The 12,511-nt window shown below is 61.9% G+C and carries 13 protein-coding genes; 3 read left to right on the top strand and 10 right to left on the bottom strand.

The annotated features are described in order from the left end of the window. Positions 1 to 10 precede the first annotated feature (10 nt). Genes DMY87_RS16520 through DMY87_RS16510 form a run of 3 tightly spaced genes read right to left on the bottom strand, consistent with a single transcriptional unit; the run spans position 11 to position 2,718 of the window. Complete coding sequence (locus tag DMY87_RS16520) at positions 11 to 373, bottom strand: hypothetical protein (RefSeq protein ID WP_110792936.1); 363 nt, start codon at positions 371 to 373, stop codon at positions 11 to 13. A gap of 27 nt (positions 374 to 400) precedes the next feature. Next, complete coding sequence (locus DMY87_RS16515; protein WP_110792745.1) at positions 401 to 1,540, bottom strand: acyl-CoA dehydrogenase family protein; 1,140 nt, start codon at positions 1,538 to 1,540, stop codon at positions 401 to 403. Continuing rightward, positions 1,537 to 2,718, bottom strand: coding sequence for an amidase (locus DMY87_RS16510; RefSeq protein ID WP_110792744.1), 1,182 nt, complete (start codon positions 2,716 to 2,718; stop codon positions 1,537 to 1,539). The genes DMY87_RS16515 and DMY87_RS16510 overlap by 4 nt, the downstream gene beginning before the upstream one ends. A gap of 444 nt (positions 2,719 to 3,162) precedes the next feature. Here DMY87_RS16510 and DMY87_RS16500 point away from each other — a divergent pair, with 444 nt between their 5' ends. Continuing rightward, positions 3,163 to 3,729, top strand: a complete 567-nt coding sequence (locus DMY87_RS16500; RefSeq protein ID WP_110792742.1) for a nuclear transport factor 2 family protein — start codon at positions 3,163 to 3,165, stop codon at positions 3,727 to 3,729. 154 nt (positions 3,730 to 3,883) lie between these two features. Here the strand turns inward: DMY87_RS16500 and DMY87_RS16495 are convergent, their stop codons facing one another. The 4 genes from DMY87_RS16495 to DMY87_RS16480 form a co-directional block, all read right to left on the bottom strand. Continuing rightward, on the bottom strand, positions 3,884 to 5,392 hold the full coding sequence (locus tag DMY87_RS16495; RefSeq protein ID WP_110792741.1) for an aldehyde dehydrogenase family protein: 1,509 nt from the start codon (positions 5,390 to 5,392) through the stop codon (positions 3,884 to 3,886). A gap of 68 nt (positions 5,393 to 5,460) precedes the next feature. Next, a complete protein-coding gene (locus DMY87_RS16490) occupies positions 5,461 to 6,312 on the bottom strand; it encodes an intradiol ring-cleavage dioxygenase (RefSeq protein WP_110792740.1) in 852 nt (283 codons plus the stop codon). A gap of 12 nt (positions 6,313 to 6,324) precedes the next feature. After that, positions 6,325 to 7,395, bottom strand: a complete 1,071-nt coding sequence (locus tag DMY87_RS16485; RefSeq protein WP_245408947.1) for a maleylacetate reductase — start codon at positions 7,393 to 7,395, stop codon at positions 6,325 to 6,327. Continuing rightward, a complete protein-coding gene (locus DMY87_RS16480) occupies positions 7,392 to 7,736 on the bottom strand; it encodes a Dabb family protein (protein WP_110792738.1) in 345 nt (114 codons plus the stop codon). The genes DMY87_RS16485 and DMY87_RS16480 overlap by 4 nt, the downstream gene beginning before the upstream one ends. 222 nt (positions 7,737 to 7,958) lie before the next feature. On the opposite strand from DMY87_RS16480, the gene DMY87_RS16475 reads away from it, so the two are divergent. Together DMY87_RS16475 and DMY87_RS16470 are read left to right on the top strand one after the other, a co-directional pair. Next, the gene (locus DMY87_RS16475) at positions 7,959 to 8,894 is read left to right on the top strand and encodes a LysR family transcriptional regulator (protein WP_110792737.1); all 936 of its coding nucleotides are present in this window, start codon (positions 7,959 to 7,961) and stop codon (positions 8,892 to 8,894) included. Positions 8,895 to 8,957: 63 nt separating this feature from the next. Beyond that, positions 8,958 to 9,356 carry a VOC family protein gene (locus DMY87_RS16470; protein WP_110792736.1) on the top strand — a complete coding sequence of 133 codons (399 nt, stop codon included), beginning with the start codon at positions 8,958 to 8,960 and terminating at the stop codon, positions 9,354 to 9,356. A gap of 75 nt (positions 9,357 to 9,431) precedes the next feature. Here DMY87_RS16470 and DMY87_RS16465 read toward each other — a convergent pair whose 3' ends face one another. From DMY87_RS16465 to DMY87_RS16455, 3 genes are all read right to left on the bottom strand, one after another. Next, on the bottom strand, positions 9,432 to 10,730 hold the full coding sequence (locus DMY87_RS16465) for an NAD(P)/FAD-dependent oxidoreductase (RefSeq protein ID WP_110792735.1): 1,299 nt from the start codon (positions 10,728 to 10,730) through the stop codon (positions 9,432 to 9,434). A gap of 64 nt (positions 10,731 to 10,794) precedes the next feature. Then, positions 10,795 to 11,217: a RidA family protein gene (locus DMY87_RS16460; RefSeq protein ID WP_110792734.1), complete on the bottom strand. Its 423-nt coding sequence runs from the start codon at positions 11,215 to 11,217 to the stop codon at positions 10,795 to 10,797. Between the two features lie 82 nt (positions 11,218 to 11,299). Continuing rightward, positions 11,300 to 12,454, bottom strand: coding sequence for an ornithine cyclodeaminase family protein (locus DMY87_RS16455; protein ID WP_110792733.1), 1,155 nt, complete (start codon positions 12,452 to 12,454; stop codon positions 11,300 to 11,302). Positions 12,455 to 12,511 lie beyond the last annotated feature (57 nt).

Raw genomic sequence — 12,511 nt, 5'->3', positions numbered from 1 at the left:
CTGTCCGTTCTCAGAGTTCGGGGATGGTGAGTGCGCGGCCCATGCGGGCTTCGACGCGCATGTATTTCCAGAGCCGATGATCCTCCTCATCGACCACGATCGTGCGCAGAAGGTTGCAAGCGGCAATCACTGACTGCCGGTCGGGGAAATCGCAGAGCATGTACCAGGTCCAGGGAAAGGCCGGCGAGGTGCCGACCTGGGTCTGGTCGTCATCGAGTGTGCCGAGCACCGACACGCCGTCGAGTTTGGCAACGCCGGACATGAAGGCCTGGGTGGCCTTCCAGACGCCGCCGATCTGGCCGAAGGGCAGATCAAAAAAGGCAGGCTGAACGGCGAGGCACAGAAGAGTTCGGATGGGTGTTGGTTCAGACATCGGATGTTCCTTTGTAAAATCCTGCATTCAAGGATAGCCGGGGGGCGTCTGCTGCTCGAAGAGCGCAGCACCTGCCGCCTGCCAGCTGCCGGCATTGATGAAGGCGTGCTGCGCGACACAGGCCGCATCGATCATGGCGCGTCCCAGCGGATGGCCTGTCGTCATGGCATCCGAACCGCCGAGCACGAAGGCGATACGTGCGGCTTCGGCGCCATCCTGGGCGGCCTTGGAGGCGGTATGGCGCAGGCGGATATGAGACAGCCGGTCGATCTCGCCGTGAGCCTCCATCTGCCGCCAACCGGTTTCGATGGCGTCGTAGAAGGCCGACCGGGCTCCGGAAAGCAGGCCCTCGGCGCGGGCAAAATCAATCTGCACATAGGCGCGGGCCGCAGGGCTCGGTGCCCCAGTGATTGAAGTTCGGGCGAGCGCGTCACCGCGCACCCAGTCGAGCGCCGACCGAGCGACACCAAGCGCCACCACCGCCAGCACCTGCGCGGCCAGGGCCATGGCCGGATACCGGAAGACAAGATCATCCATCTGTGGCTTGCCGCCGCGGATGAAGGTCCAGTCCTCGGGCACGATCACGCGGTCAGCCACGATGTCATGGCTTCCTGTGGCTCTAAGACCAATCGTGTTCCAGGTTTCGTCGATCGTCACCTTGTCGCGCGGCATGATGGCGGTGCGTGGCAGCGGGCTTGCCTCCCCTTCGATCTTGATGCCGGCACCGACGATCGAGGCACCCATCACGCCGGACCCCCATGGCCAGCGACCGCTGACCTCGAAGCCGTCACCGACGCGTTTGGCCGCTTGCGGCGGGAACATGGCGCCGGCAAAGACCGTGTTCGGATCCGTGCCGTAGATCTTGGCGTAAGTCTCCGGCGGCAGGGATGCCAGATAGGTGGCCGACACGCCGAAGCTGGCGACCCAGCCGGCAGAGGCATCCGCTGTGGCAATCTCCTCGACCAGCCGACAGAAGGCCTGCGGGGTCAGTCCATCTCCACCGAAACGCTTCGGCACGAAGGCGCGGTACACACCCACATCCTGAAACTTGCGGACGATATCGACAGGGATATGACGCAGGTCCTGAAACTCCTGTCGCCTGAGACCGATCTCAGCCTTTAGGGCCTCCAGCGCGTTCGTTGGCGCAATGCTGCTATGGGAATTCATGATTCTCCCCTCAAGTCTGAGAACATCGGATGGTGATCGCAAAGCCAGCGGGCGACGGCGCAGAGCCGTGCATCCGCACCCTTGCGAGCGATGAGCTGGATGCCGGACGGCAGACCGGTCGAGGTGACGACCGGCAGGACGATGGCTGGGTGACCGGACAGGTTGAACGGCCGCAGATAACGGGTCAGTGGCAGGACCTTCGCAGGGTCTGCGGCCTCCGACAGAAGTGGCGGCGCCTGTGGCAGAGCCGGCGTGACGATGACGTCGAACTCTGACAGACAGTCGTCGACGGACTGCGTAAACGCGACACGAATGTCTTCGGCTGCCGCAAGAACAGCGTCGCTGATGGCGCGTGCACCTTCCAACCGAAGCCGAATGTCCATCCCGAACGGCGCCCCCGCCTCGAGACGGGACCGGTTCGCATCCAGTGTTTCGCGAGCGATGATCGCCATGCCGGCGCGGAAGGCAGCATCCAAATCCGCCAAATGAACCCGGCGCGCCACCATCCCGGCCAGCGAGAGGGCCTCATGCGCTTCGAGCATCTCGGGATCATCGGTCTCGTCGGTGACCAGCAACGCCATGCGCGGGGTGCTCGTCAGCATTTCGACCCGATAATCAGGGGCGATGATCTCCATGGCGCGCTCGATCATGTCCATGCTGCGCGCCAGAGGACCGATGCAATCAAGAGAACTTGCCGCCGGCATCGCCCCACGACGATCGACACGACCGAAGGTGGGCTTGAACCCGATCACGCCACAACAGATGGCCGGCTGGCGCACGGAGCCGCCTGTATCCGTACCGATGGCGAAATCGACAGAGCCCGCAGCCACGGCAACTGCCGAACCTGACGACGAACCGCCGGGAATGCGATCAGGCCAGCGCGGATTGACGGGCGTGCCCTCGAAGGCATTCACGCCGGTCATGCCATAGGCGATTTCATGCAAGCGTGTCTTGCCAACGATGCGGCAGCCCGCATCGAGCAGCCGATCGACAACGGCGGAATTGCTCAGAGCCGGAGCGGCATCGGCGTAGGCGGCAGATCCGCAGCGGGTCGTATGGCCCGCCACATCCAGACAGTCCTTGATCGCGACTGTCAGACCGTGATCGGCGCCGAGTGCCAGCATGCTGGCAAAAGCCGTTTCGGCCGCACTCCCGTTCTGTCCATCCAGATTGATCATTGTCACGTTCCCTTTTACGTGAAAATTACTGCAAATGATCGTCTTGTCAATCCGATATTCAATCGGTTTCGAATTTTTATTGTTTTAGATCAATTACTTGAGACGCGCGCAAAGCTTCGCCCCCGGCATGAAGCCGACCCACTATTACGATTTGGGTGCCTGGACAGCGCCTCCTCAGCGCGCCAGGACTTCTCTTTACCACGACGAGAACGCGATCAGTGTTGCGGCGGCTGCAATACTGTTTTTAAGGAAGGGCTTCCGCAATGAAATCAGAGACTTAAAAGCTATCAGTCTTAAATTAATTATTACGTGAATATTACCGCTTGACGCAAGCATCGCCCCCGATACCATTCCCAAGCGTGCGGGAGAGGAAACCAAAGGCTTCGCCATCCTGATCGCACGCGCCTTCCCGCAGAAGGCTTATCGCTTGCGAAGGGGACATCCATGACTGCCGATATCGATCTCACAGCCCTGCTGCGCCGCGTCGAGGTGCTCGAGGCGGAAGCTGACATCCGCCGCATCCAGGCGCGCTACATGTTTCTCTGCGATACGCCCAATCCGGAATTCGGCGTGGCCGACGACATGGAGCGCATCGACCGGATCATGCAGCTCTATACCGAAGATGCCGTCTGGGAAGGTGTCGGCGAATACTACGACAACCAGTTCGGACGTGCCGTGGGCGCAGCCGCCATCCGCAAACATTTCGAAGGCTTCTGGGGCGGCAAGACGGACCCGGCGCTGATCCTCAACTGCCACTATCTAACGTCGGAACAGATCCACGTGCATGACGGCGGAACGACGGCCGATGGCCAATGGGTCCACATGCAGCCCTGGCTCTTTTCCGACGGCAAGGCGCTGCTGCGGTCGTCGCGGCTGAACAACACCTTCCGCAAGGAGCCGGACGGCACCTGGAAGATCACCCGCACGCGGACCGAAAACGTCTTCGTTGCACCGCTGTCAGCCACCTGGGCATCGGACTATCCGTCGAAGTCCGTGCTGATGAAACCGTAAGGCCTTGCCGGCATAAAGCGCGGCACCGGCAATCGGACAAAATGAAAACGCTCCCGGCATTAAACCGGGAGCGTTTTCGTTTGGCGGCGCAAAGGCATATCCAGGAAGTCAGCGGACGCACTCGATTTCTCGGACGCGTCCGCATGAGTTTGTCTCAGCGGTAAGCGACGCAGACCGACTTGGTCTCAAGGTAGTTGTCGAGCGCGCCGCGTCCGTGTTCACGACCAATCCCCGACTGTTTCATGCCGCCGAAGGGCATATTCTGATCCGGGATGTTGTGGCTGTTGACCCAGACCGTGCCGGCCTCGATCTTCGGAACATAACGCATCATCTTGTTGATATCCGTCGTCCAGATCGAGGCACCCAAACCATAGCGCGTGTCATTGGCCATGGCGATCGCCGCATCGGCATCGTCGAACGGCGTCATGGTGATAACAGGTCCGAAGACCTCGTCCTGCATCAGGGCCATGTCCTGCCGTACATCGGTGAAGAGTTCCGGCGCCACGAAGAAGCCCTGCGACGGAGCTGTGGCACCGATGACCGGCTTCGCGCCATCTTCAATGCCGCGCGCGATGCAGGCCTTCACATGCGCCTGATGGCGGGCGGAAACGACGGGGTTGATCTGGTTGCGCGGGTCGAGCCCCGAGCCGATGGCGAGACTGCGGGTGACATTGGCGATCACCTCAAGTGCCTTCTCGTAGATGCCCTTCTGGGCATAGATGCGCACGCCCGCACAGCAGGTCTGCCCGGTATTGAAGAAGCTGCCGATGCCGGCAGCGAGTCCAAGCAGGTCGAGATCCATATCGTCAAACATGATCATCGGCGCCTTGCCGCCGAGCTCCAGCGTGACACGCTTCATGTCCTTCATCGCCTGCACGCCGATCAGCTTGCCGGTTTCCGTCGAGCCGGTGAAGGTGATCTTGGCGACCTGGGGATGCGCCACGAGCGGCGCTCCGGTCTCCTCGCCGAAGCCGGTAACGACATTGACGACACCCTCGGGAACGCCGGCTTCCAGGCAGATTTCGGCCAGACGGATCGAAGTGAGCGGCGTTTCCTCCGCCGGCTTCAAAACCACCGTGCAACCGGCCGCAAGCGCCGGCGCGATCTTCCAGACAGCCATATTGAGCGGAAAATTCCAGGGCGTGATCGCGGCAACGACCCCGACGGCTTCCTTGCGGGTATAGGCCTGGTAGCGCATGCCGGGTGGGATCGGGATGGAGACATCAAGCGTCGATCCCTCGATTTTGGTCGCCCAGCCCGCCATGTAGCGGAAATACTCGGCAGAGGACTGAACCTCGATCAGGCGCGAGAGCATGATCGACTTGCCCTGGTTCAGCGTCTCGAGCTGGGCAAGCTCTTCGCCATGGGCTTCAATCAGATCGGCAATCTTGAGGAGAATGCCTTGGCGCTGAGCCGGCAGCATCTGTGACCAAGGCCCCTCGAAGGCGCGACGCGCCGCCTTCACGGCCAGATCGACATCCTCGGCCCCACAGGCAGGCACCTCGGCCAGCACCGAGCCATCGGCCGGGTTGTAGACGGAATAGGTCTTGCCAGACAGCGCCGCATGCGGCTTGCCGTCGATCAGACATTTCGGTGCAGACAGAAAAGAGGTGACCTGCGCAGAAATGCTGGTCACGGCGCTGTCAGGTTGGGCGATTTTCATAATGTTTCCCTCCGGTTTGGTTTTGTTCGTTCAACAGCCGCGTTCCCGGCGTGGCTCCCCGTTCAGGCTTAGGCTCTGCTCGCTGTGGCAGGAGCGAGGACAAAATCGAAATGCGCCCGCCAGCGCTCGCTCGGGCTCACGACCGGCTTGAAATCGACGATCAGCGTTTCCTTCACACCGAAGACCGCGTCGGAGGTGAGATAGGCGTCGCCGGCAACGAAAATGTGGGTAATCAGGCGCTCGCAACCCGGCGCGGTGACCAGGAAATGCATGTGCGCAGGACGCCAGGGATGGCGGCCGAGCGCGGCCAGCATCCTGCCCACCGGCCCGTCATCAGGGATCGGATAGGCGACCGGCTTGATGCCCCGAAACGCATAGCGGCCATCCTTGTCGGTCCGGAAAATGCCGCGATTGTTGAAAGGCGGCTGCACGCCCGGCTGCTGCACGTCGTAGAAGCCGTCCTCATTGTCCGACCAGACGTCGACGAGTGCATTTTCAATCGGCCGTCCGTCGACATCGAGCACCCGGCCTTCGAAGAGACAGGTCTCGCCCTTGCCATCCAGGCTGATATTGGCGCCCATCTCGCGCTCCGGCGCTCCATCGACGTGGAAGGGGCCGAAAACCGTGGTCTCCGTGGCCTGGCCTGGAGTGCGGTGATTAATGGCATCGACCAGCATGGATACACCGAGCACGTCCGACAGAAGGATGAATTCCTGACGCGCATCCGAGCAGATCTGCCCGGTGCGGGTGAGAAAATCGATGGCCACGCCCCATTCCGACTCGGTCAGTTCCACATCCTTCACGAAGGCATGCAGATGGGTGACGAGCGAGGACATGATGCGCGAAAGTCGCGGTGAGACCGACGGCCCCATGCGTTCGTTGACGACCTCAGCGGATGCCTCTTCAGTGAAATAACGCATATGTCCTCCTCCTCAGTCGATGACGGGCCGCTCACCGGAATAGGCACGGGCGATCAGCGCGGTGATCGCCTCCTTTTCCAGCGGACGCGGGTTCCAGTAGGGATTGGCAAAGGCACTCTCCACCGCCTTGTCGATGCCATCTTCAGGCATGCCGATCTGCGAGAGCGCAACGGGCGCCCCGATGGCGCGAGCGAGATCAAAGAGTGCGCCGCTCGGATCGCTACCGAGAACGTCTGTGAGCTTCTTCATGACGTCGGGGATCGCCGGCGCATTGTAGGCAAGCGCATGCGGCAGCATGATCGTATGGGTTTCGGCATGCGGCAGGTCGAAGCCGCCCCCGAGCGTGTGACAGAGCTTGTGATGCAGCGCCATGCCGACCGACCCCAGGCATATGCCACAGAGCCACGCACCGTAGAGCGCATCGGCACGCGCATCACGATCGCCGGGTGCCTTGGCGATAACCGGAAGCGCGCGGGCCAGCGACCGGATCGCCTCGATGGCGAGCGCCGAGATGATCGGATTTGTCTCGCGTGCGTAGAGTGCCTCGATGGCATGCGCCATCGCGTTCATGCCGCTGGTCCCGGACATGCCGACCGGTAGTCCGAGCGTCTGCTCGACATCATAGATGACGACTTCCGGAAGCACCTTGAGCGTGGTCTGCGTCCGCTTCACGCCATTCTCGGTCTGGCCGATGATCGGCGTCATTTCGGAACCGGCATAGGTGGTCGGCAAGACGACCTGGGGCAGATCGGTGCGCAGGGCGATCGCCTTGGAGAGCCCGATGGTCGAACCGCCGCCGACGGCGACGAGGACATCCGCCGAAAGCGCGTCTGCCTGTTTCGTGGCAAGCTCGCTGACATCGACGGGCGTGTGCATGACGGCACCGGCAAAGACGCCGGCACCCGCCGGTCCGAGCAGCGCAAGCAGGGTCTCGGCTTCCGCCTTCTGGGCGGGGGTTGCAAGGACCAGTGCCCGTTGTTTGCCGAGACGTGCAAGCTCCTCCGGCAGGCGCACCGTGGTGCCGAAGCCGAAGATGACGCGGGCGGGGTGGCCGGTGTAGATGAACTCTCGCTCGACCATCATGCCGCATCCATCGAGCGGAGGCAGTAGTCCACCTGATACCGGGCGACCCTCACCCCTTGCAGTTGGTCTCGGACGGCCAAGTGCAGAGGATGCGTCGCATAGGCCTGAAGGCTAGCCTCACTATCGAAGTCGGTAACCAGGACCATGTCGCACGCATAGTCGATGCGGCTGTGGTCGATTCCGATCTCGAGGCTTATCAGACCTGGGATGCGGCCCCGCAGAGCCTCGAAGGCATTGCGGACGATCTCGATCGCGGTCGCACGCTCTTCTGCTGTGTCTCCGGCCACATTCCACATGACGATGTGGCGGACAGGGCTGGACTTGTGGCCGGCATCGGACATGTACGATCTCCAGAAAATGATGGCACAAACGGGTCCTAGAGACCGCTGCGACGTCGGCGCATCCTGCCCTTCAAATGAAACGTGATAAATCACGTAAATCGGAAAACATTCTTGCAGATCTCGCAACACCGAGAAGGCGCGTTCAGCCCACTTGATAAAATGCATATTTGGGTGAATATTACCGTTATAAAAAACGGGAACTTCAACAATTGGGTGGACAGGATGGATCGCTTCGTCGAACTGGAAGTTTTCACGCGCATCGCCGATGAGGCAAACCTGACGCGCGCTGCGCAAGAAATGGGTCTGTCGGTCTCCGGCGTCAGCCGGCATCTGACAAACCTGGAAAACCGCCTCGGCGTGCGGCTTGTGCAGCGGACAACGCGGGCTCTGTCGTTGACCTCCGAAGGACAGCGTTTCGCCCGCAGCGCGCGCGACATTCTCTCGACGCTGCAGGAAGCCGAAGAAAGTGTCAGCCACGTTTCGGCAGAGCCAACCGGCGTGCTGCGTCTTGGCGCGTCCTTGTCCTTTGCGATGCTGCACCTGATCCCGGTGATCAATGCCTTCAAGGCACGCTACCCGCAAGTGCGCATCGACCTCCAGGCCTCCAACCGCTACTGCGACATCATCGAAAACGGACTTGACCTCGCAATCCGGACGCGACGAGCCGAGGTGGACAGCAGCGTCACGATCCGCAAACTGGCCGAGATGCCACGCATGATGGTCGGTGCTCCAGACTATCTTGCGCGACAGGGGGTGCCGCAGGCGCCCGACGACCTGGAACGCCACGATCTGCTTCTCTACACCCTCTCGGAAAACTGGGACCAGCTGACCTTCACACGCGGCAATGAAGAGCGCCGCTTCTCGACCCTGGCCGAGATGGCAAGCAATGACGGCCAACTGCTGCGCCAGGCCGCCCTGTCCGGCATGGGGCTGCTGGTGCAACCGGCCTATGTCGTTCATGAGGATATCGAGGCAGGGCGGCTGGTACCGGTCCTCACCGACTGGACCCTGCCGAGCCTGACGATGAACATCGTCTTTCCTTCGCGAACCCATCTTCCGGCACGCACGCGCCTCTTCATCGACGCCCTGGTCCGGCATTTTCGCGAACACGATCTCGAACGAACCTGGCAGCAGGTGGCATCCCGCCCCCTGCAGTAAATAAAAGCCTATACGCCGATTGAACGGCAAGGACGGCTTGCAGCATAAAGAGAAGGATTTCCCATGCCTGAAATAAAGACTGCGACGGCGGCCTATCTCGACCACGTCGCCTTCACCGTCCGCGACATCACCACGCATCTGTCCTTCTTCCGCGATGTGCTCGGGATGACCGTGACCAAACGGGACGGGACGGACGAAAAGCCAAGCCAGGTCTGGCTGCTCGGCGGCCTTCAGATTGTCGAGGATGCTGGGTTCACCGGCCCGGAAGGCCGTTTCGCGCATCTGGGCCTCATCTGTGCCGACGTGCCGGCGGCAATCCAGGGCGCGCTGGCTCATGGCGGCAAGTCGTTGGACAAGGGCGCCCATTGGGTCGAAATGCCAGACGGGTTGCTGCTCGAATTCCTGCCCGACACGCGCAACGCGGTCGAGACCGTCCGCGGCCTCGATCCCCGCCGGGTCTGAGGAAGGGCAGTGGCGGACACGCGAGGCCCGCCATTCTGCCTGCTGCTGACAATCGATCGGCAGCCGCGATAGAACTCAGGAAAATCGTTCGAGACGATAGGGTGTCGGATCGAGCAGCGGCGTAGAGGACGCCGTGACCAGGTCTGCGGCAAGCTGGCCGGCAGCCGGTCCCGTCCCGAAGCCGTGGCCCGAAAAACCGGTCGCAAGCGTAAGTCCCGGAATACCGGCAACCGGACCGATCACCGGCAGGGAATCCGGCGTGATATCCATCATGCCTGCCCAGACCTCCTCAATCACCGCATCGGCAAAGAGCGGCCAGGCGGCGGTCAGGTTGCGCATGGCCTCAGCATTGATATCGGGATTTGCCGGCGGATCCATCACGCGCACGCGCTCGAATGGGGACCGGGATTTCGCACCCCAACGACGCGGCAGGGAGATGTCTTTCATGAAATCGGACCCGAGGCTGATGCGCAGCAACTGCCGCTGGCCGCGCAACATGTGCAGGTAACGCAGGCCGATCAGGAGGTGGTCGAGCATCAGCGGTGCGCCGAGCGCGCCGCGCTGGGTGATGGTGTAACCACCATCAAGGCGTTTGCGGAAGGAGAAGTCGGGGCCACCGACAGCGATCTCCGTCGGCCCCTCCATCGGGGCGGTGCGGATGACCGAACAAACGAGTGGCAAAGTCGGCAGGGAGACGCCGAGATTGGCCAGGAACTTGCGCGACCAGAGCGCGCCGGCAAGGAGAACCTGATCACAGCGGATTTCGCCCCGTTCGGTGACAACACCCGTGACGCGGCCTGCCGAACGGACAAGCGTGCGAACGGCGCAGTTCTCGACGATCACGGCCCCTTTCGCAATCGCGGCCCGCGCAATCGCGCTTGGCGCCAGCGTCGGCTCTGCGCGACCATCAGAGGCGGTGTAGATACCACCGGCCCAGGTCCCCTTCCCACCCGGCACCCGGTCATCGATCTCCCGGGCGCTCAGCATCTGGGAATCGAGCTGCAGGCCTTCGACCGTCTTCATCCACTGGCGGTGCATCTCCATCTCGGCTTCGGTTCGGGCGAGATACATGATGCCTGCCTGGCGATATCCGACATCCATTCCGACACGCTCGGGCATCTGCGCCCAGAGACGGTCTGCCGCCTGCGCCATCGGCACATCCGGCGCCGAGCGGCCCATCTTGCGGATCCAGCCGAGATTGCGCGAGGACTGCTCCCCCGCCACGCGCCCTTTCTCCAAAAGCACAACCGGCACGCCACGCTCGGCAAGAACGAGGGCGGCCGTCAGCCCGACGATCCCGCCGCCAATGACGACAACAGTCGTTTGTGCAGGAAAGGAAGAAGCTGTCTGAACGGGGAGGATGGTGGGTGCCATGGCTGCGAACCTGAAGTTTCTGGAAAGGACGGAGGGATGGATCACAAACCTCCCGGACGCTGGATCAGAGGGAGATGACCCGCTCTTCGGTCTCTGCCTTTCCCGCGCCACGATAGGCGGTCACTTCGATCTCGACCTTGTAGACCGTCGATCCGAGCGGCGGGCATGTGACGGTGCTGGCGGGATTGATGCCGCGGAACTTCTCCCCGACAACCGTCATCACGGCCATGGTATCGCCAGGATCCTGGATGAACACCCGCGAAGCCACGACGTCGGCAAGGCCGGAATCGACGGCTGCCAGCGCAGCTTCGATGTTGGCAAAGACCTGGAGGGTCTGCTCAGTGATATCCTCCGGAATTTCCTTGGTCACCGGGTTGCGCCCGGCCGTATTGGAGACGAAAATCCAGTTGTCGACCGCGACGATACGCGAATAGCTGCCGTGATCCTCGAACTTGGATCCGGTCTTGATCTTGACGACCTTGGTCATGGTGCACTCGTTGCTGAATTGAAAAGAAAGGCCGGGCGGGCTGGAACACCGCGATCCACCCGGCAAGTTGGCGCCGGGGATATCAGCGCAAGACGGGAACGTCCCAGAGGTTGAGCTTGACGCCGATGCCGCGGCTGATGGCGTTTCGGTAGACGATCGTGCCCCAGGCAACATCCTCGACCGGCATGCCGCCGACGGACATGATGATAATCTCTTCATCGTTCTGACGTCCCGGCGCATCGCCGGCGACGATCTTGCCGATGTCTTCGAGGTCGGCGCGATCCATGCGGCCCTCGGCGATCATGTCCATGAACTTCACACCGACGATCGGTACATGCACATGGGCCGGCTTCGGCAGTTCATGGAACCAGGCGTCGTAAAGGCCCGTGTTGTCGACCACCTTGCGAACATCCCGGGCCTCCATGGCTTCGTCGATGTTGCAGAGGGCCGGCATCGCGAGGAAGGCGCCGGGCTTCACCCATTCGCGCTTGACCATCGGATAGGTCGAGGGATCGCCGACCGCACCCGAGTTGCAATAGCTGACCAGATCGCTGTCGCGTACGACGGCCTCAATGCTGTCGACCACAGCGACGGACGTGATCTGGGGATAGGTCTCGGCAACCCAGGCAAGGAAGCTCTTCAGGCTCTTTTCACCGCGACCCTTGACCTTCAGCGTATCGATGTTGGGGCAAGCGGCCATGAAGGCTGCAAGCGTGGTCTTCGCCATGACGCCTGGTCCGAGAATTCCGACGACACGGCTGTCCTTGCGCGCCAGATGGCGTGCGCCAACGCCCGGAATAGCACCGGTGCGATAGGCGGAAAGCAGGTTCGCCGACATGAAGGCGAGCGGGGCACCGGTGTCCGCATCATTGAGGCAGAACATCAGGATCGAACGCGGCAGGCCCTTGTCCCGGTTTTCGATGTTGGATCCGTACCACTTCATGCCTGCCGTGCGGAAACGGCCACCGAGATAGGCGGGCATCGCCATGAAACGGCGGTCGGCGGTCGGCTTCGGCATGTCCGGAAACGGAGAGTTTTCCGGGAAGGAAATGGCCGCACCATGGCTGTCGCTGTTCGGACCAGCCATCCGGTAGTCACCGTGATAGAGCAGGCCGAACATTTCTTCCATGGCATCGACGCAGGCCGGCATATCGGTCACGCCGGCTTTGATCATGTCTTCTTCCGACAGATAGATGAAATCGATCTTCGTGCTTTGGATGGCGGTCATGTCGTTCATGGCTGATGCTTTCATTTGGCCGCAGCACATCGCATCCGGTCTTGAGGACAGGAAGGA

It is taken from the genome of Peteryoungia wuzhouensis (genome assembly GCF_003205195.1).
In the GTDB taxonomy this organism is placed as follows: domain Bacteria; phylum Pseudomonadota; class Alphaproteobacteria; order Rhizobiales; family Rhizobiaceae; genus Allorhizobium; species Allorhizobium wuzhouense.
The sequence above is the reverse complement of the archived record's forward strand: the minus strand, read 5'-3'. Positions and strand labels throughout refer to the sequence as shown.